General features: G+C 65.0%; 17 protein-coding genes. 3 read left to right on the plus strand and 14 right to left on the minus strand.

The window, feature by feature from the left end:
• Positions 1 to 22: 22 nt before the first annotated feature.
• Positions 23 to 922: a LysR substrate-binding domain-containing protein gene (locus WKR98_RS03085; protein WP_341432027.1), complete on the plus strand. Its 900-nt coding sequence runs from the start codon at positions 23 to 25 to the stop codon at positions 920 to 922.
• A 64-nt stretch (positions 923 to 986) separates the two neighbouring features.
• Here WKR98_RS03085 and WKR98_RS03090 read toward each other — a convergent pair whose 3' ends face one another.
• The 9 genes from WKR98_RS03090 to WKR98_RS03130 all read right to left on the minus strand — a co-directional run bounded on the left by WKR98_RS03090 (position 987) and on the right by WKR98_RS03130 (position 11,441).
• Complete coding sequence (locus WKR98_RS03090; protein ID WP_341432028.1) at positions 987 to 2,186, minus strand: PepSY-associated TM helix domain-containing protein; 1,200 nt, start codon at positions 2,184 to 2,186, stop codon at positions 987 to 989.
• 11 nt (positions 2,187 to 2,197) lie between these two features.
• Complete coding sequence (locus WKR98_RS03095) at positions 2,198 to 4,747, minus strand: TonB-dependent siderophore receptor (protein WP_124691825.1); 2,550 nt, start codon at positions 4,745 to 4,747, stop codon at positions 2,198 to 2,200.
• Between the two features lie 95 nt (positions 4,748 to 4,842).
• Positions 4,843 to 5,847 carry a FecR domain-containing protein gene (locus tag WKR98_RS03100; RefSeq protein WP_341432029.1) on the minus strand — a complete coding sequence of 335 codons (1,005 nt, stop codon included), beginning with the start codon at positions 5,845 to 5,847 and terminating at the stop codon, positions 4,843 to 4,845.
• Positions 5,848 to 5,872: 25 nt separating this feature from the next.
• Positions 5,873 to 6,385 (minus strand): sigma-70 family RNA polymerase sigma factor, encoded by a 513-nt coding sequence (locus WKR98_RS03105; RefSeq protein WP_192901850.1) that lies wholly within the window; start codon positions 6,383 to 6,385, stop codon positions 5,873 to 5,875.
• 111 nt (positions 6,386 to 6,496) lie between these two features.
• A complete protein-coding gene (locus WKR98_RS03110) occupies positions 6,497 to 8,149 on the minus strand; it encodes a sigma 54-interacting transcriptional regulator (RefSeq protein WP_341432030.1) in 1,653 nt (550 codons plus the stop codon).
• A gap of 124 nt (positions 8,150 to 8,273) precedes the next feature.
• Positions 8,274 to 9,251, minus strand: coding sequence for a Bug family tripartite tricarboxylate transporter substrate binding protein (locus WKR98_RS03115; protein WP_341432031.1), 978 nt, complete (start codon positions 9,249 to 9,251; stop codon positions 8,274 to 8,276).
• 33 nt (positions 9,252 to 9,284) lie between these two features.
• Positions 9,285 to 9,920 (minus strand): flavin reductase family protein, encoded by a 636-nt coding sequence (locus tag WKR98_RS03120; protein WP_341432032.1) that lies wholly within the window; start codon positions 9,918 to 9,920, stop codon positions 9,285 to 9,287.
• A gap of 1 nt (position 9,921) precedes the next feature.
• Positions 9,922 to 10,530 (minus strand): cupin domain-containing protein, encoded by a 609-nt coding sequence (locus WKR98_RS03125; RefSeq protein WP_341432033.1) that lies wholly within the window; start codon positions 10,528 to 10,530, stop codon positions 9,922 to 9,924.
• Positions 10,527 to 11,441: an alpha/beta hydrolase gene (locus WKR98_RS03130; RefSeq protein WP_341432034.1), complete on the minus strand. Its 915-nt coding sequence runs from the start codon at positions 11,439 to 11,441 to the stop codon at positions 10,527 to 10,529. The genes WKR98_RS03125 and WKR98_RS03130 overlap by 4 nt, the downstream gene beginning before the upstream one ends.
• 101 nt (positions 11,442 to 11,542) lie before the next feature.
• Between WKR98_RS03130 and WKR98_RS03135 the strand changes: the two genes are divergently transcribed.
• Positions 11,543 to 12,457 carry a LysR family transcriptional regulator gene (locus WKR98_RS03135; protein WP_341432035.1) on the plus strand — a complete coding sequence of 305 codons (915 nt, stop codon included), beginning with the start codon at positions 11,543 to 11,545 and terminating at the stop codon, positions 12,455 to 12,457.
• 39 nt (positions 12,458 to 12,496) lie between these two features.
• Here WKR98_RS03135 and WKR98_RS03140 read toward each other — a convergent pair whose 3' ends face one another.
• On the minus strand, positions 12,497 to 12,763 hold the full coding sequence (locus WKR98_RS03140; RefSeq protein ID WP_341432036.1) for a hypothetical protein: 267 nt from the start codon (positions 12,761 to 12,763) through the stop codon (positions 12,497 to 12,499).
• A gap of 200 nt (positions 12,764 to 12,963) precedes the next feature.
• Between WKR98_RS03140 and WKR98_RS03145 the strand changes: the two genes are divergently transcribed.
• A complete protein-coding gene (locus tag WKR98_RS03145) occupies positions 12,964 to 14,292 on the plus strand; it encodes an amidohydrolase family protein (RefSeq protein ID WP_124691829.1) in 1,329 nt (442 codons plus the stop codon).
• Between the two features lie 69 nt (positions 14,293 to 14,361).
• Here the strand turns inward: WKR98_RS03145 and WKR98_RS03150 are convergent, their stop codons facing one another.
• The 4 genes from WKR98_RS03150 to WKR98_RS03165 all read right to left on the minus strand — a co-directional run bounded on the left by WKR98_RS03150 (position 14,362) and on the right by WKR98_RS03165 (position 18,157).
• On the minus strand, positions 14,362 to 15,702 hold the full coding sequence (locus WKR98_RS03150) for a type II toxin-antitoxin system HipA family toxin (protein WP_341432037.1): 1,341 nt from the start codon (positions 15,700 to 15,702) through the stop codon (positions 14,362 to 14,364).
• Between the two features lie 2 nt (positions 15,703 to 15,704).
• A complete protein-coding gene (locus WKR98_RS03155) occupies positions 15,705 to 15,947 on the minus strand; it encodes a helix-turn-helix domain-containing protein (RefSeq protein WP_124691831.1) in 243 nt (80 codons plus the stop codon).
• A 241-nt stretch (positions 15,948 to 16,188) separates the two neighbouring features.
• On the minus strand, positions 16,189 to 17,196 hold the full coding sequence (dmpG, locus tag WKR98_RS03160; RefSeq protein ID WP_124691832.1) for a 4-hydroxy-2-oxovalerate aldolase: 1,008 nt from the start codon (positions 17,194 to 17,196) through the stop codon (positions 16,189 to 16,191).
• Between the two features lie 10 nt (positions 17,197 to 17,206).
• Entirely contained in the window at positions 17,207 to 18,157 is a 951-nt protein-coding gene (locus WKR98_RS03165) for an acetaldehyde dehydrogenase (acetylating) (RefSeq protein WP_124691833.1), read from the minus strand.
• Positions 18,158 to 18,226 lie beyond the last annotated feature (69 nt).

An 18,226-nucleotide genomic window follows, 5' to 3' on the forward strand; every position in this document is an offset into this window, starting at 1 on the left:
TGCATCGGAATGGAATCAGCCCATGAACTTCAAGCAGGTCGAAGCCTTTCGCGCGGTGATGATGACGCGGTCGATGACCACCGCGGCGGGGCTGCTGCATACCTCGCAACCGAACGTCAGCCGGTGGATCGCGCTGCTGGAGAAGGCGCTGGGCTTCGTGCTGTTCCAGCGATCGGGGACGCGCCTGATTCCCACGCCAGAAGCGGAGGCGTTCTATGCGGACGTGGAGCGCGCGTTCATCGGACTGGAGTCGTTGAACGACAGCGCCAACTCGATCCGGCTGCGCGGCAAGGGACTACTGCGCGTGGGGGCGGTGGGATTGATCACGCAGTGCGTGATGCCGGATGCCATGCGGCTCTTCCGGGAGAAGGTCTCGGACATTCCGGTGGTGGTCAACACAGGCGGCTCGGACGTCGTGGCGAAGTGGGTGGCGACGGGATACTGCGATATCGGGTTTTGCTCGATACACACCGATCTGCCCAGCTTGCAGTATGAGCGGATCAACACCGCCTACGGCGTGGGGGTCGTGCCGAAGAAGCACAGGCTTGCCAGGAAGAAGGTGCTCAAACCTTCGGATTTCGACGGGGAGGATTTCATTTCGCTGCCGGCGGGGAGTTTCAATCGGGCGGCGATTGATCGGCACTTTGTTCGGGACAAACGGGTGCTGTCGATAGAGACGCCTTATGCGACGACGATATGCACCATGGTGGCGAAGGGGTTGGGGGTATCGATCGTAAATCCGGTGGTGGCGAGGGCGCTGCGGATTCCGGGGGTTTGTGAGGTGGGGTTTTCTGAGAAGGTGGAGCTTCATAGTTATGCGGTTACGTCGGAGAATTTTCCGGTTGGAGCATTGGCGCGGCGGATGGGGGAGTGTGTGAAGGAGGTTTTTTCCGGTTTCAACAACGCCCTGGTGGACGTCTGAAAAACGCCTTGGCGTGCTCTTCTATGTGTGGAACAAGGCGGCGATGGACGAAACGCCACGCCGCCTACGATTGCGAGCGCAATTTGTTCGCTATCCGGCCTCGGCGCTTGCGCACCCATATCACCAGGCCTGTCACGCTCAGCACGGCGACAAACACCCCCATGAACGACATCAGCACGCGCCCCGGCATGCCCAACAGCCGGCCGGAGTGAAGCGGCAGCTGGGCCTGCATGAAGACGTCGCCCGCGGTGCCTTGACCCGGCACCGTTTCGCCAACGACCGCCCCCGAGTCCCCGTCCAGGTAGAGAACCTCGTTGCCCATGCCGTCGTCATCCCGGTCGTTTTCGGGCGTGAAAAACGCCACGCCGTAGATGCCGAAGCGCTGGGCATAGAAGATGGATCCGGGGGGAGCGGTCCAGCCGCGGCGGCGACCCTCGGCCTCGGCCACTTCGATAGCCCGCTCTCGGTTCAGCAGCGGGTCGGCCAGTTCCCGCTCGCGACTGCCCTGGCGCGACTGGAATGGCGAGGGCGTCAAAGGCGACAGCATCGACACCAGCGGCCGCATCACCTGAGTCCCAAGGTTCAGCGACACCGAGGTCACGGCCAGCATCAGCAGCAGACCCCATACCCACACGCCGCCGGAGCGGTGGAGATCGAAATTGAGCTTGGCGCCGCCCTGGCGCAGCCGGAAGCTCAACGACTTGCGCCAGGTGCGCGCGCTGGGAAAGGAAATCCAGAGCGCAAGAAAACAATCGACGATCCACACCGCCGACACAACCCCCATCAGCCACACTCCGAATTCGATGCCCCAGCCTTTGGGAATGTGCATGGTGTAGTGCAGCTTATAGAGGAAGGGCAGCAGGTTCTCGCGCGACAGCGATATTCGTCCCCACTGCCTGTGGCCCTGGGCCTGGCCGGTGGCCGGATCCAGGGCCAACTGGTTGAAGCCGAGGGCGTATGGTGCGCCGGTGTCGGGATCGATGCGCGCGGCCACGCCCAGCATCGCCGTGTGGCCGGGTTCCAGCGTCAGCGGCAGGAAGCTGACCCGCAGGCGCGGATCGGCCGCCTCGGCCCGGCGCGCCAGTTCCAGCGGTGCAAGCGGGGTATCCGTCGCACCGGAGTCAGCCCGGAACAGTCGGGGATTGGCCCACTCGTCGAGTTCGTGGTCCCAGGCGATCACCGCGCCTGTCAAGCCGGCGATGAACAGGAAACCGGCGATGAACAGGCCGCACCAGCGGTGCAGCACTACCAGCGCGCCGCGCATGCCGCCGCGCTTCAGAACCGGTAGCGCGCGGACAGCATCACGTTGCGCGGCTCGCCATAGACGTTGCTGGGGAAACTCGCGCTGCCGGACAACGCGTTGTAGTACTTCTTGTCGAATACATTGTTGATGTTGAGCCGCAGGTCCAGATTTTGTGCGGCCTGCCAGCCCACCACCAGGTCGACTACGACGTAGGCGCTTTGAGTAATGTTGAATGGGATGCCGCTCGTGGTGCCCTTGTTGTAGATGAAACCCTGGCGATAAACCGAGCCACCGATGCGCCAGCCCTGCAGGTCACCGGACAGCCGGTACATGGTCGACAGCTTGAACAGGTGCCGTGGCGTATCGGTGTCGAAGAGCGCGCCCACGTTGCTGGCGGTCGCATCCTTGCGATAGCGCGCGATGGCCACCGTGTAGCCGGCACCCACCTGCCAGTTGGGCGTGATGGCGCCCTGCACCTCAAACTCCACGCCCTGGCTACGAACCTCTCCAGCGGCGGAATAGCACGTGACGGTCGGGTAGTTTGCGCACTGAGTCTGGTCGGTGCTGCGGAACGCGCGGTTTTTCTGGTCCATGCGGAACACCGCTGCGGAGGCATTCAGTGCGCCATCGAAGTATTCTCCCTTGATACCGATTTCGTAATTGCGGCCCACCACCGGATCGAGCAGCTTGTTGCTGGCATCCCGGTAGTTCTGGGGTTTGAAGACGTCGGTATAGCTCGCATAGATCGCATGCTGATCGTTCAGGTCGTAGACCAGGCCGGCGTATTTCGTCAGATGGTTGTTGACGCTGTAGCGGTTGTGCGCGCTGACGGAAGGCGTGTTGGAGGTGAAGTTCGGATACGTGTTGACGGTGTCGTTGTAGTCGAACCAGTCCACCCGCCCGCCCAGTATCAGCTTCAGCCGGTCGGCCAGATTCAGGCGCGTCGTGGCGTACACGCTTTGCTGGGTGATCTTCGCGTCCATCCAGTCGCGCAAAGGGATGTTCGGGTCGGCCACGGCGCCGGGATCGAAGTTGTACGGGTCGAGGCTGCTGTTGAGCACCAGGCCTTGGCGGCTGTTGCCGTCGAAATCGATGTTGCGGTAGCTGGCGCCCAGTACGAGCTCGTGCTTGCGGCCCAACAGTTCGAAGGGGCCGTTGGCATACAGGTTCACGCTGCTCTGCTTTTCCTGGTGGGCGTTGCGCGCACCGAGCTGGCTGTAGTTGCCGGTGGTAACGCTGTGGCTGAGGTAATGGCCCTGCATGTCGACATCGGCCTGCGCGTAGTAGGCAGAGAGGTGCATACGCCAGCCGTTGTCGAATCGGTGGTCCAGCCCCACGAAGGCGGAGTCGGTGGTCTTGTTCCAATGTTCCCAGTTACTGGCGTAGGACGTGGACCGGGGCAGTCCCAGGTCGCTGCCGTCGCTAGCCACAGGAAGGCCGGTAAAGCCGTTGCCGTGCAGCCGGCTCTCCTGGTGCAGCGCGCTGAGCGTGACCGTGGTGGAGGCATCCAGATCCTTCTCCAGGATCCCATAGAGCGTCTGGCCCTTGCTGCTTTCGCCGCGCTTGTAGCTTCCGTAGTCTTGAGTGGCGATCACCGTGCGACCGCGCAGACTGCCGTCCTCCGACAGCGGACCGGAGGCGTCCAACTCTGCCCTATAGCGGTCCCAGCTTCCAGCGCTCACGCCGGCGGACATTTGCGGCACCTTGGTCGGTCGCTTGCGTACCAGGTTGATGGCGGCTGACGGGTTGCCCGCGCCCTGCGCCAGGCCGGTGGCGCCACGCACGATCTCCACGCGGTCGTAGATGGCCATGTCGGTGGCCAGCAGGTCCTGCGACAGGTTGGAGCTGTCCAGGCTCACCGGCAGGCCGTCGTACATGATGTTGTCTACGTACATGCCGCGCGAATAGAAGGATGCGCGCTCCGGCCCGAACCGCCGAAAGGTCAGGCCGGGGGCGGTCTGCACCACGTCGTTGACCGTCGCCAGGCCTTGGTCCTCGATGCGCTCGCGGGTGATGACGGTGACGGCCTGCGGCGTATCGCGCATCGACAGGTTGAGCCGGGTGGCCGTGCTCATGCTGCCCGTGGTATACGAGTGCGTACCTTCGGTGGTGCTGTCGGCAGCAGCCGTGCCGATCACAGTGACTAATGGCAGCATGCCGGCTGCGGGCGCTTCGGCAGCCGAAGCCGGTGGCGAGGCTGCGGGAGTGCTGTCGGCCCGCAGCACGAATGCGCCGTTGTCCAATTGCACAGCCCGAAGGCCGGTTCCGTCCAGCAGCAGGCCCAAGGCGCTAGCGACTGGGTAACGCCCGTTCACGCCGGTCGTGCGCTTGCCCTCGCTCTGCTCAGCCGTGAAGCTCAACATGATGTTGGCGGTGCTTGCCAGAGCACGCAACGCCGGGGCCAACGGCCCGGCGGGTATGCGGAAGTCGGTGACGGACGTACCGGACGCGTGCGCAGCGCCCTGCGCCCTCGCGAGAGACGGTGCGACGGCCGTAACGCTCAGGGCCAGTGCCAGGACGGCGAGCGCGACGGGAGATGGATGTGGCCCCCCCGAATGGCGGCCCCGCTGCAAATTCGACATGTCGTTCCTCGTGATCGGACCTCCGGAAATTCCGGTCCCTCATGAGGTAGGTGCCGCGAGAACGCCAATCGGGCAGTCAAAGCGGAAAAAATATTTCAGAGGCGCCGATCCGCAGGGACAACCGTCGCCCAGTAACGGGTACGCCACTGCACGCGTACCGGCAGCACGCTGGGCAGCGTGGCCAGGATGCGATCGGTGTCCGCCAACGGAAAGACGCCTGACAGGCGCAGACCCGCGACCTGGGGATCGACACGCAGCATGCCCGGCCGGTAGCGATCCAACTCGGCCAGGAAGTCGTCGAGGCGCTGCTCGTCAGCCAGGAGTTGGCCCCGAGTCCACGCGTCCGTGTGCTCATCGGCCAGACCGGATGCCTCGATCGTCTCGCGGCTGAACTGCGTCTGCTCGCCAGCGTGCAGCACACGCGTGCTGCGTGGCGCTCCCCGGGAAGAGATCTCAACGGCGCTCTCCAGAACCGCCACGCTGGTGCGTTCGGGGCGCTGGCGTACGGTGAAACGGGTGCCCTGCGAGCGGATGGTGCCTTCGGCGGTCTCCACCAGCAGCGGCCGGGGATCGGCGGACAAACTCGGGCCATGGCGAGTCGCAACCATGATTTCGCCCGCCACCAGCAGGATGCGACGCTCACTGGCATCGAATCGAAGATTCACTGCGCTGCCCGTGTTGAGCATGAGCTGCGTGCCGTCCTCCAGTGCAAAGCTGCGCTGCTCGCCTGTAGCACTCCGGCAGTCGGCCATACTGGCCTGCCAGGGACCGGTACGTGAAACGAGAAGCCCGGCGCCGGCGGCTAGACCGCCCCACACGAGTACCTGCGTGGTCCGTCGACGAGCAACGGAGGATGGCCGGCGGCTCGCGCCATAGGATGACAGAGCCGTGTATGCCGGACTGGGTCCCAACGATTTCATTCGGCCCGTAACGGACTCGACGTGCTGCCAGGCAGCTTCATGGTCGGCATGCGCCAGGCGCCACTGGCGCCACTGTCTTTGCTGCTCCTCACCCGCCTCACCGGACATCAACAGCGTGAGCCAGTCCGCGGCAGCATCCGCAGCGGCCCGGCTGATCACCCGACCATTGGGCAGGGTCAAGGTGTCGCTAGGGGTGGCCATGGCGTCAGAACGTCATTGCGAACAGGCATTCGCGGTTGGCCCTGGCGAGATACTGCTTGACCGAGCTGGCCGAGACTGCCAGCCGCTTGGCGATTTCGGCGTAGCTCAGTTCGGCCAAGTGTGCCAACAGAAAAGCTTCCCGCACCCTGGGAGGCAATCCATCAAGCACGCGGTCAATCTCCTGAAGACTCTGGACCGCGATGAGTCGCGTCTCTGGCGAAGGGGCCACTTCTTCGGGCAGGCTCGCGATGGCTTCGAAATAGGCGGTTTCGAGCAGTTGTCGACGATGCCGGTGCGCAAGCAGCCGATTGGCGATCGTCGCCAGGAACGGCCGCGGCTCACGAATCTCCTCGGTCGCAGTTTTGCGGTCCAGCAGGCTTAGGAAAGTATCTTGCGCCACATCAGCCGCCGTAAATGTGTCGCCGATGCGCCTGCGCAGCCAGCCCTGAAGCCAAGTGCTGTGCTCGGCATACAGGCCGGTCAAATCATCGGCAAGCGGTAAATCCGGAGCGGGCATCAGGGCGAAAGGGAGCAAGTCAAAATGAGAATTAATCTCATTTTAAATACTCGAACGACAATCCGCAAGCAATCGGACCCAGGCTATGAAAGGGCCCGGCCGTCGGCCCCCCTAAACCGGTATCCCCTCCCTCTTCAACCGATAAGCCAACTGCGCCCTGGTAATCCCCAACAACCGAGCCGCCTTACTCAAATTTCCCCCCGCCCGCTGCATCGCCACCCGCATCATTCCCTGCTCCAGCGTCCCCAGCGGCACATTCCTCTCGATCAGATCCCCACAAACCAGATCGATCTCCCCGCCTTCCCCTTCCACCACCTCCCCACCATCCGCCACACGCCCCGCGCAATCCCCGCCCGGCAGCCGCTGCCCGAACAAATGCGTCGCCTCGATCGGCTCTCCATCCGGACTCAGCAACACCGCGCGTTCGATCACGTTCTCCAGCTCGCGTACGTTTCCCGGCCAATGGTGGTTCAGCAGCTCCTGCATCGCCCGATCCGTCAGCCCGCCCGGCTTCTTGCCGTATAGCCCGCCGTACTTCTGCAGGAAGCGGCTGGCCAGCACCGGAATATCTGCCCGCCGCTCGCGCAGCGGTGGAATGGTGATGGGAAAGGTATTCAGCCGGTAGTACAGATCCGGCCGAAAGCGCCCGTCCTGCATGGCCTTCTGCAAATCGACGTTGGTAGCGGCAACGATGCGGACATCGACACGTTGCGATTTTTCGCTGCCCAGGCGTTCGATCTCGCCACTTTGCAGCGCGCGCAGCAGCTTGACCTGGATGGCCAGCGGCAGGTCGCCGATTTCGTCCAGGAACAGGGTGCCGCCATTCGCACGTTCGAAGCGGCCGGAGCGGGCCAGATGCGCGCCGGTGTAGGCGCCCTTTTCCACACCGAACAGTTCGGCCTCGATCAGGTCGGCGGGAATCGCGCCGCAGTTGACGGCGATGAAGGGTCCCTTGGCCCGCTCGCCGTTGTCGTGCAGCCAGCGGGCGAACACTTCCTTGCCGACACCGGTCTCGCCTTGCAGCAGGACGGTGATGGGGCTGCCGGCGGCGCTGCGCAGCAGTTCGAAGGCCGCCTGAAAGGCTGCGGAAGCGCCGGCCAGGGGCTGGTTCGCCGGCTTCCGCGTGGACGAGGAACGCAGGTGTTCCAGGCCGATGGAGTATTCGATCAACTGGCCGGCGAAGGGATGAGGCGCGAAGTAGTTCAGGTAGGCCTCGTCCTGCCACGCGTCGGCGGGCTGGCCGACGATGCGACAGTGGGTGTCGCCCTGGGCCCGGCACTCGATTTCCTTGTAGACGATGGGCGTGCCCATGAAGGCGCTGGAGTAGCCGGACGCGTAGCCGATCTGGGTCCAGCATGCCGGGTCTTCGCCGTGGCCGTATTCCTGGACGTCGGCTTCGCATTCCCAGGAGTTGCGCCACAGGAATTCGCCGTAGAAATGATTCCTGGCAAGGTCGATGCTGAGTTCTATGGGTTCGACCTGGACGACGCCTTCGACGGCGTGCAGTTTGGGGCCGAGCAGGAAGGCTTCGTTGGTCTGCATGCCGGCGCGGCGGCGTTTGACGGCGTAGGCGCCGTCGCGCATGCCGGAGGCATAGCCCATGCGGACCAGCAGGCCGCGGGTGCGTTCCACGCCCAGCGAATCGAACAGTTCCTTGCGCAAGGCGCCCAGGGCGCGCGCGTGCAGGAGCAGCATGCGCTCTTCGTCCAGCCAGATGTGGCCGGAGGCGGTGTTGAATTTGAGGGAGGACAGGGGGCTCTGCAAAATCGTCTCCTGCCGGGCTATGCCGTGGTGTTATGCCGTATTCTCGCACCCCGCGCGGGGGCGCGCATCCGGCATGAACACCGGGCACCGGGGCAGGCCGGCGGAAGACGTGGCGCCGCAGTATTCAGTCCAGGCGAATCCCCCCGTTCCTGATGACCGGCGCCAGGCGTTCGATCTCGGTCCGGGCGAAGTCCATGACGGCCTCGGGAGGGCCGGGCATGACGTCCAGTGCCAGGGTAGCGAGCTGGCGGGCGACCGCGGGGTCGCGCAGGACGGCGTTGAGTTCGGTGTTCAAGCGCCCGATGACGCCGGGCGGTGTGGCGCTGGGGGCGATCAATGCGTAGCGCACGGAGAAGTCGAAGTCCTTGTAGCCCAGCTCCCGCAAGGTGGGCACGTCGGGCAGGGCACCGCTGCGCCGGCCGCTCAGGACCGCCAGGGGCCGGAGCCTGCCGCCGTCGATGAAGGGCTTGGCCGAGGCGACCAGGTCGAACACCGAGGCGATGTCGCCGGCCAGCAGTGCGTTCAGCGCCGGCGGGCTGCCTTTGTAGGGCACGTGCATGAGGTCGGCGCCCACCTGGCTCTTGAACAGTTCCCCGGCAATGTTCATGGCGGTGCCGTTGCCGGCAGAACCGTAGGCCAGCGAACCGGCCCGGGAAGCCTTGACGAAGTCGCCCACTGACCGGGCGGGGGACTGCGCGTTCACCACCAGCACCAGCGGCGAGTAGGCCAGCATGCCGACGCCGGTGAAGTCCTTGCGGGCATCGTAGGCCTGGCGTTCGTACAGCAGCGGATAAAGCACCAGGGGCGTGGTGCCGCCCAGCAGCAGGGTGTAGCCGTCGGCGGGGGCGTCGGCCACGTACTTGGCGGCGATGGCGCCGCCCGCGCCGGGTTTGTTTTCGACGATGACCGGCTGGCCGAGCCGGCGCCCCAGGCCGTCGGCCACGACGCGGCCCAGGATATCCGCTGCGCCGCCGGGCGTGTAGGGAACCACGAGCTTGACCGGTTTGGTGGGAAAGCCCTGCGCCATCGCGGGTGCGCATGGGGCCAGGACGGCATGGGCGGCCACCACGGCAAGGCCGCGAAGGCAGTGCGAAATCTTCATGTTGTCTCCTTTTCTTGGGAAGCCGGCGGCCGTTCAGCCGCTGGTGGCGGGCACGCCGGGAATCTCGGGGCGTCCCATCTGAAAGCGGTCGGTCACGCGCGTGTACATGCCGGCGCCTTCCAGCCGGCCGATGGGGGCCAGCCGCGCGGCGTCCACATAGAATTTGGCCGGGTCCACGATGCCTTCGCGGTAATGCATCATGACCACCTCGCCGATGACGAGATGGTTGGGCCGGCGGCCGACCTTGATGATGTCGATCAGGCGGCATTCGAACTGGGCCGGGCATTCCACCAGACGCGGCGGCCGCACTTTGATGGAAGACGCCGTGCGCAGGCCGGCGAAGTCGATTTCGCTGGTGCCGGGAGGAAAGTCAGCCGAACAGATGTTCATCTTTTCCTTGACGCCTTCGTCCACGATATGGACGACGAACTCCGGCAGGGACTCGATGTTGCGGCCGGTGTCCTTGACCTCTCCGGTCCGCGGCGTCAACGAGAACATCAACATGGGAGGATCGACGCCGACCATGTTGAAAAGGCTGAAGGGCGCCGCATTGGCCACGCCATCGGGGCCCAGAGTCGTCACCAGCGCGATGGGCCGGGGGATGATGGTCCCGCTCATCAGCTTGTATTGCTGCCGGGGCTCCAGCGCATCCGGATCGAAAGAGGCCATGTCAGGTTCCGGCATGTTCATTGGCCGCCTCCTTGCCTATCGTGAATTTCCAGCCGGCGGCTTCCAGCCGGGAGACGATTTCGGGACCGAAGCGGGACGCGATCTTCTCCGCGGTGGCCGGGTCGCGGTCGATGTCGTCGAACTGGTCGCGCTGGCCTTGCACGATCACGAGCAGTTGCGCGTCCTGGTCGGACAGGTTCTCGAACCGGCGCGTGACGGTGGGAGGCAGCGCGATCAGATCGAGATGCTCGAGCACGGTGCTTTCCTCGCCGTGGTCGCCCCACTGGATCAGCCAGCGGCCCGTCAGGCACATGAAGGTTTCGTGGGTGTGATAGTGCACGTGCAGTCCCGGGCCCTGCCCGGGCGGGCAGGTGACGATGCCCAGGCGGAAGACGCCGGCGTCTCCGCCTTCCACGGCGGGCCGGGGCGAGATCTGCCCCGGCAGGGGCCCCGGGGACATGACGTTGAACGTGGCCTTGGCCGTGATCATTTCCATGACTTCCTGGGGCAGGCCCAGTTTTTCCTGGATGCGCGCCTTGGTCGAGACCAGGTCCTTGAACCTGGCGATGCGGCCTTGCATTTCTTCCTGAGTAGGGGTGTATCGCTTCATGATGGAAGGGTTTCCATAAGGGGTGAATCGAACAGGCGGCGGACCTCCGCCGCCGCCTGCTCCAATGCCAGGCGGGCCGGCCACAGTGTGGCCGCGTGCATCACGAACGCGTGCGGCATGTCCGGGAATTGCACGACGTGGTGGGGGACCGCCGCCCGTTGCAGGCGTCCGGCAAGCTCCAGGGCATCGGCCAGCAGCGGGTCCTGCGCGCCGCAGCCCAGCCACACCGGGGGCAGTCCGCGCAAGTCCTGGTGCAAGGGAACCGGTCCGGGCACCGCGTCAGGATCCGCGTCGCCCAGGTAGCTGCGCCATACCCACTGGGAATACGGCCGGGAGCCCTGCCTGGGTCCGCCGCAATTGGGATAGAAAAGCACGAGTCCCGCCGGTAGCGCCTGCCACCGGTCGCGCAGCGCGAGCGTGGCGGACAGCGCCAGCGTCGCGCCGGCGGATTCTCCGAAGAACGCCCATGCGTCCTTATGCAGGCCCAGGTCCGCGCCCTGGCTTCGAAGCCATGCCAACACGCACAGGATCTCGTCCTGCTGGACGGGATAGCGGTGCTCGGGGGCCCTGCGGTAATCGATGGCGGCGATCACGCAGCCGGTCAACGCCGCCAGCCGATGAATGGTGCCGAGGTGCGAGTCGATGCCGCCGGCCCAGAACCCCGCGCCGCGCAGGAACACCAGACAGGGCGTACGCTCCTGCCGATGGCTGGCAACCAGCCGCACCGGGATGTCGCCATGCGGTCCGCGCACGATGTGGTCGTCCGACCGGGCTACGTCCGGCACTCCGGTGTTCAGGGCCTGGAAGTAGCGCGACTGGCGCAGCCGGGCTTCCTCGATGGGCATGGCAAGCGGATCGCCGGGCCGTTGTCCGGCCAGCCCTTGCTGCGCTTCCTGAAACGTCCGGTACATGGTTGTGGGAGAGTCGTTGATCACGACTGGATTAGACTCCAGCCCCCTGGCTCATTGCCATAGGCGTTCGCTAATCTCTAAAATCACCGACTATGGATAATATGGATTTCCGCCTGCTGCGCGCCCTGCTCGTCCTGGTCACCGAGAAGAACGTGACCCGCGCCGCGAATCTCCTGGGTGTCGGCCAACCGGCCTTGAGCCAGACGCTGGGCAAGCTGCGGGAACACTTCAACGACCCGCTGCTCGTTCGCACCCGCGGCGGCATGGTGCCCACCGAGCGGGCACGCGAACTGGAGCAGTCGGCGCGGCAGATCCTGGCGGAGTACGACAGGATGATCTCGCCCGCCGATCGCTTCGATCCCGCGACGTCGCGCCGGCGCTTCGTGGTAACCATTCCCGAATATGCCGAGCACATGCTGATGCCGCCCTTGCTGGAGCGCCTGCGGCGGGAATCGCCCGACATCCGCATCGAGGTGCGCCCGCCGCAGCCGGCCCGGGCCATCGAACAACTGGAAGCCGGCGACGTGGATCTCCGGATCGCCTGGCTGCTGGCGCCCACGCCGACGCTGCGATCCATGTCCTTGTTCCAGGACCAGGTCGTGTGCCTGGCCAGCCGCTCGCATCCCACGATCCGGGACAGGCTGACGGTGGAGGATTTCCTGCGGTGCCCGCACGTGCGCCCATTGGGTACGGGCCGGCCGACCACGGCCGTGGTGCTGGACGAGGCGGTAGCCAAAGGGGGGCGCAAGATCGAGCGGCCGTTCCTGGTCCAGAACTTCCTGACCATACCGGCCATCGTCTCGCGCACCGACATGCTGGCGACCCTGCCGCGCATGCTGGCCCGGCCATTCGCCGACCAGTACGCGCTGCGGTTGCTGGAAGTGCCGCTGCGCCTGCCGCGCATCCGCTACGCGGCATACTGGCACGAGCGTAGCCACAAGGATCCCGGGCACCGCTGGCTGCGTGCGATGTTCCAGCAAGCCGGACGCGAACTATCGGCACGACAGGCCGGATGATTCCGAGGGGGGCGGCCCGCGCGCACCGCCCCTTCCACCTTACCCCCGGATCCGCCCCCACAGATACGCCACCACCGCCACCACCGCCACCGACGTAATGGGGTGCTGGCGGATGACGTCCTTGGCGCACAGCAGCGCTTCCTCCAGCGTGTCGTTGCCCTGGTCCAGGGCGTCCGAGGCGGCGTCCTTGGCGCGCCGGGTGGCGCGGGTCACCTTGTCGGCGGTGGCGTGGGCGGCCTTGTCGACGGCGTCCGCGCCGTCTTCCAGGGCATCCTTGGCTTTTTCCACGTTGCGATCCGAGACCATGCTGTGCTCCTGTGGGGGTTGGATGGGTTCGCCTCCAGTATTCCCAACTATCCTGGAACAAGCGGCAACGGGGTGCAACAGGTGGTGCGCCCCATTACCGATACCTCGTGGGTATCGTCGCGGCAAAGCCGCCATCTCCTCGGCCGAGCCTGGGCCTCCTAAGATCCGACGCGGATAACGACACCAAACGGAGACAGGCAATGACACGACGCAAGCACGCCATTCTTGGCGCCCTCTCGGCCCTGCTGCCCATCCTTGCCGCCTGTGGCGGCGGCGGTGACGGCGGCATCGACGTGGCCGGTGGAACGGTCCTGCAGAACGCGACCGTGGTGAACACGCGCGACGGCTCGCTCGCGGCCGGCATGAACGTCCACGTGGAAGGCGGGAAGATCCGGCGCATCACCTCGCAGCCGCTGCGCGCCACGAGCGGCGCGCAGGCCATCGACGTATCGGGTAAATACGTCGTGCCCGGCTACCTGGATATGCACGCGCATGCCGTGGAAAGTGCCGACCGCGATCCGCCCTATTGGCCGCTGATGATCGCCAGCGGCATCACGGGGTTCCGCGAGGAATCCGATTCCCCGGCCAACATGGAACGCGGCAAGGTGCTGAACCAGGACAGCGCCGCGGGGCGGGTGCTGGCGCCGGAGGTCATTTTCCATGGCGGCGAGGCGCACCTGAACCCCGCCATCAGCGCGCGGGACGCGAGCAACGCGGGCGCGCCGTCCTTCGATCACCTGGGCGCCGGCTGGGGGTTGCTGATGGACTGCTCGAGCGAGGAACAGACGCTGCGCCCGGCGGCGCTGGCCGGGTCGCTGAAGCCGCCCTTCCCGCCTACCTTCGTCACCAATCCACGTGCCTACGATGGCGCCCAGAACGCGCCGTTCTACCAGCGCATCCTGGACACCTACGATGAAGCCAAGTGCGTCGAGCTGAGCAAGGTGTTCGCGAAGAACGGCACCTGGCAGACGCTGACGCTGATCCGGCTGCGCACGCAGGATTACGGCAACGATGCGCAGTACCGCAATGACCCCAACCTGGTCTATATCGACAAGTCCACGCGCGCGATCTGGCAGCAGGTGGGTGACCAGTTCGCCAAGCTGCCCGCGAGCGCGGTTACTACGCTGCAGCAGTTCTACGAGTTGCAGAAGCGGGTGTCCAAACTCATGAAGCAGAACGGTGTCAGGATCATGGCCGGTTCGGACTTCAGCGGCGACATGAGCATCTGGCTGGTGCCGGGCGTCAGCCTGCACCAGGAGTTCCGCGAGCTGGCGTCGGCGGGTTTTTCGCCGCTGGAAGTCCTGCAGATGGCGACGCGGGATCCGGCGGAGTTCCTGGGGCGCCAGTCCAGCCTGGGCTCGGTGGAGGAAGGCAAGGACGCCGACCTGGTGGTGCTGGACGCCAACCCGGTGGCCGACGTGGCGAACCTGGGCAGGATCCGGGCCGTGGTGCTGAAGGGCCGGTATCTTTCCAGCGCGGCGCTGGACAAGATGAAGGCCGATGCCGCCGCGGCGATCGCGCGGCAGTAGGGGTCTCGCACTCCGAGCCTGGGGCGCGTGGGTGCGCCCCCTGCGCCCCATGGCCCGGTTTGCTGGCAGCTAACTCGGCATGGCCGCCAATCTGGCGGCGGACTGGCGCATTCCCGAGGCAATCGACTCGAAGACATCGGCAGGAAAGCCCGCTGGAAGCTTGTTACCCACATCTTCCAGCGCACCATCGACGTTCGCCAGCGTTTCCCCGATGATCTGCTCCATATCCGGCCCATAGCCGCACAAGCGCGCGGTGTTGTTGAAATGCCGGCGTTGCACCTCGGCCAGCTTGTAGTGCTTGTTCTTGCCGGGCAGCGCCATCGCCAGTTTCAACTTCTTGTAATCGAGCCGATTGGCACCCTTGCCGATCACGGGCCATGCCGATAGCACATCGTAGAGCGGCGTCAGTTGGTAATGCGCCTGAGGCAACAGATGAATGGAGAAATTCTTGGCATGCCCGTCCGTGGCCGCCAGCAGCCAGAACAGCAATTGGGCCTGCAACAGTGTGCGCAAGTCCGTGTCGCGGCGGTCGGAGTTGGCCAGGATGGCGGCAATCTCTTTCAAACCCGGGCCTCCATCCGCTTCGTATTTGACGTCCGCCCATACGCCGCAGGCTTGGCAGAAGTCCTCCTGAGGCAGGCGCAACCAATAGCCACCGTCGGCAAGCCGTCGATCAAAGCGCTCGACGATCAATACTTTCTGCTCGCCAAACTCCCCGATCCGGCACGATGCCGCAGGCACGCCGAACGCTGACAGCATTTGCGCGCACAGCCATTCGTTTTCTACGGAGGTGCGCATGTCGGCTTGCCGGTTCCCAACCAACCCGAGCGGCAGCTTGAAGATATGCGTCGTGGGCGTCGCACCTAGCGGCCGACACCACCGACCCTCATGCCACAGCAACGCGGTCTTCTCCTGGGCGCCGGCGATCGAGATCCTGAGTTCTTCGTCATCGTCATCGAGTTGGCCGACTCCTCGCGGCGAACCAGCGGCTCCTCGCAGAATGCGCTCGACATCGGCGTCGCCCAGCGGTTCGGCCAGGATGCGCCGTATGTCGGGGCAGTCTTCTCCCTCGGGTAGCAACTGCACCGCCCCGACGCAGTCTCTGCCTATCGCCGCCAGCAGGTCGAAAGCGCCGGTTCCCGCGGTCCGGAAACGAGTCTGAATACGTTGGCGTATCCGATCGCTGTCAGGCAGCAGATTGTCGAAAAAACTGCGGACCGCCGCACCGCGCAGCGGAATCGGATCCAATGGCACAGGCAAGGACAGGGAAAGCGGGCGTCCGACCGGCGAAACCGCCCAAGCGTCGTCGTAGAGGAATTCGTCCGCGCCCCGGGCGGGAAGGCGCCATTGCCCAACTCGAATGCCATTGGCCCATACGTCCAGAGCCCGGGTTTGGGAAGGACGGCCCATGGTCACCACTCGCCGCCGGCCGTCGACGGTTTCCCCTTCTCCTGCAGCACCAGGTCCAAACCCAATATCGCCGTCAACGCCAACAAGCGATCCAGCGTCAGATGAGCAGGGTTCTTTTCGAGTTCCGACAGACGGTTCTGGCTGATACCGAGACGTGAGGCAACCACGGCCTGGGAAAGGCCCATGGACTTGCGGCGACTGACCAATATGGTTCCAATTTGAGAAGGCATGGAAATTCGGAACATGGCTTTTCATCGGCTATATCGATAAAACCAATTTATCGCTCTTCTCGATACAGCGCAATAACAAATCTTGGTTTGTAATGCCAAGAAATCGATAATACCGATAATCCCGAAATATCGATATTGCCGATACTACGTAAAAAAGCCCGGAATGGAAAACCATTCCGGGCTACCAAAGCGCCCTTCGGCGCCACGTGCTAACTACTACTCAAACACCGCGGCGGCCGTCGCAACGGCCTGCCGATTACTTCTTCAGGTCCAGCGCCACGTCGACGATCATGTCTTCCTGGCCGCCCACCATTTTCCGGCGGCCCAGCTCGACCAGGATGTCCACGGTCTTCAGGTCGTACTTGGCGGCGGCGGTTTCCGCGTGGCGCAGGAAGCTGGAGTACACGCCGGCGTAGCCCAGGGCCAGGGTTTCGCGGTCGACGCGCACCGGGCGGTCTTGCAGCGGCCGGACGATGTCGTCGGCGGCGTCCATCAGGGTGTACAGGTCGCAGCCGTGGTTCCAGCCCATGCGCTCGGCGGCGGCGATGAACACTTCCAGCGGCGCGTTGCCGGCGCCGGCGCCCATGCCGGCCAGGCTGGCGTCGATGCGGTCGCAGCCTTCTTCCACCGCGACGATGGAGTTGGCCACGCCCAGGCTCAGGTTGTGGTGGGCGTGCATGCCGGTTTGCGTTTCAGGCTTGAGCACGTCCTTGAAGGCGCGGAAGCGGTCGCGCACGTCGTTCATGTTCAGGGCGCCGCCCGAATCGACCACGTACACGCACGAGGCGCCGTAGCTTTCCATCAGCTTGGCCTGCTGCGCCAGCGCCTGGGGCGTGGTCATGTGGCTCATCATCAGGAAGCCCACCGAGTCCATGCCCAGGTTGCGGGCGTATTCGATGTGCTGCTTGGAGACGTCGGCCTCGGTGCAGTGGGTGGCCACGCGCACCACGCGCGCGCCGGCGTCGTAGGCGTTGCGCAGGTCGTGCACGGTGCCCACGCCGGGGATCAGCAGGGTGGCGACCTTGGCGTGCTTGACCGTGTCGGCCACGGCCTCGATCCATTCCAGGTCGGTGTGCGCGCCGAAGCCGTAGTTGAAGCTGGAGCCCGACAGGCCGTCGCCGTGGGCAACTTCCAGGCTGTCGACCTTGGCTTCATCCAGCGCCTTGGCGATGTCGCGGACGTTCTTGATGCTGTACTGGTGGCGGATGGCGTGGCTGCCGTCGCGCAGCGTGACGTCGGAAATGTAGAGTTTCTTGTTGCTCATAGTTCGATCCTCAGGCGGCTTCGACCAGGTGGGTCTGCGCGAAGCGCTCGGCGCACGCCAGGGCGGCCGAGGTCATGATGTCCAGGTTGCCGGCGTAGGCGGGCAGGTAGTGCGCGGCGCCTTCCACTTCCAGGAACACCGAGGTCTTCAGGCCGGACAGCTTGCCCAGGCCGGGGACGTTCAGCGGCGCGCTGGCGGGGATTTCGTCGAACTGCACGCGCTGCTTCAGGCGGTAGCCCGGCACGTAGCTCTGCACCTTGGCGACCATCTCGGCGATGCTTTCCTCGATGGCCTTGGTGTCGGCCATTTCGGACAGCGTGAACACGGTGTCGCGCATGATGAGCGGGGGCTCGGCCGGGTTCAGGATGATGATGGCCTTGCCGCGGGCGGCGCCGCCGATCACTTCAATGGCCTTGGAGGTGGTCTCGGTGAACTCGTCGATGTTGGCGCGCGTGCCGGGGCCGGCCGACTTGCTGGAGATCGAGGCGATGATTTCGCCGTAGTGCACCTTGGCCACGCGCGACACGGCGTTGACCATCGGGATCGTGGCCTGGCCGCCGCAGGTGACCATGTTGATGTTGGGCGAGTCGAGGTGCTCGTCGATGTTGATCGCGGGGATCACATACGGGCCGATGGCGGCGGGAGTCAGGTCGATGACCTGCACGCCCTTGGCCTGCAGCAGTTCATTGTGGCGCTTGTGGGCGCCGGCCGAGGTCGCGTCGAAGGCGATGCGGATTTCGTCGAAGTTGGGCATGGCCAGCAGGCCGTCGATGCCGCCCGCGGTAATGGGCACGCCCAGGCGCTCGGCGCGGGCCAGGCCGTCCGATTTCGGGTCGATGCCGACCATGGCGCCCATTTGCAGGGCCTTGCCATGGCGCATGATCTTGATCATCAGGTCGGTGCCGATGTTGCCCGAGCCGATGATCGCCACTTTGGATTTGTTGTCGTCTTGCCGCCCCATGAGCCGCTCCTGAGTGTGGTGATGCTGATACGGATACGTCCGATAGTATCTTCCAGGCGGGCGGAAATA

This window comes from Pigmentiphaga sp. YJ18 (assembly GCF_038066655.1).
Classification (GTDB): Bacteria; Pseudomonadota; Gammaproteobacteria; order Burkholderiales; family Burkholderiaceae_B; genus Pigmentiphaga.

Excerpts from the sequence above, each read along its gene's own strand:
- WKR98_RS03090 (WP_341432028.1), bottom strand. The coding sequence starts at position 2,186 with ATGCGCGGCGCGCTGGTAGTGCTGCACCGCTGGTGCGGCCTGTTCATC.
- WKR98_RS03095 (WP_124691825.1), bottom strand. The coding sequence starts at position 4,747 with ATGTCGAATTTGCAGCGGGGCCGCCATTCGGGGGGGCCACATCCATCT.
- WKR98_RS03105 (WP_192901850.1), bottom strand. The coding sequence starts at position 6,385 with ATGCCCGCTCCGGATTTACCGCTTGCCGATGATTTGACCGGCCTGTAT.
- dmpG (WP_124691832.1), bottom strand. The coding sequence starts at position 17,196 with ATGAGCAACAAGAAACTCTACATTTCCGACGTCACGCTGCGCGACGGC.
- WKR98_RS03150 (WP_341432037.1), bottom strand. The coding sequence starts at position 15,702 with ATGGGCCGTCCTTCCCAAACCCGGGCTCTGGACGTATGGGCCAATGGC.
- WKR98_RS03125 (WP_341432033.1), bottom strand. The coding sequence starts at position 10,530 with ATGAAGCGATACACCCCTACTCAGGAAGAAATGCAAGGCCGCATCGCC.
- WKR98_RS03115 (WP_341432031.1), bottom strand. The coding sequence starts at position 9,251 with ATGAAGATTTCGCACTGCCTTCGCGGCCTTGCCGTGGTGGCCGCCCAT.
- WKR98_RS03085 (WP_341432027.1), top strand. The coding sequence starts at position 23 with ATGAACTTCAAGCAGGTCGAAGCCTTTCGCGCGGTGATGATGACGCGG.
- WKR98_RS03165 (WP_124691833.1), bottom strand. The coding sequence starts at position 18,157 with ATGGGGCGGCAAGACGACAACAAATCCAAAGTGGCGATCATCGGCTCG.
- WKR98_RS03120 (WP_341432032.1), bottom strand. The coding sequence starts at position 9,920 with ATGGCCTCTTTCGATCCGGATGCGCTGGAGCCCCGGCAGCAATACAAG.
- WKR98_RS03145 (WP_124691829.1), top strand. The coding sequence starts at position 12,964 with ATGACACGACGCAAGCACGCCATTCTTGGCGCCCTCTCGGCCCTGCTG.
- WKR98_RS03135 (WP_341432035.1), top strand. The coding sequence starts at position 11,543 with ATGGATTTCCGCCTGCTGCGCGCCCTGCTCGTCCTGGTCACCGAGAAG.
- WKR98_RS03155 (WP_124691831.1), bottom strand. The coding sequence starts at position 15,947 with ATGTTCCGAATTTCCATGCCTTCTCAAATTGGAACCATATTGGTCAGT.
- WKR98_RS03140 (WP_341432036.1), bottom strand. The coding sequence starts at position 12,763 with ATGGTCTCGGATCGCAACGTGGAAAAAGCCAAGGATGCCCTGGAAGAC.
- WKR98_RS03130 (WP_341432034.1), bottom strand. The coding sequence starts at position 11,441 with ATGTACCGGACGTTTCAGGAAGCGCAGCAAGGGCTGGCCGGACAACGG.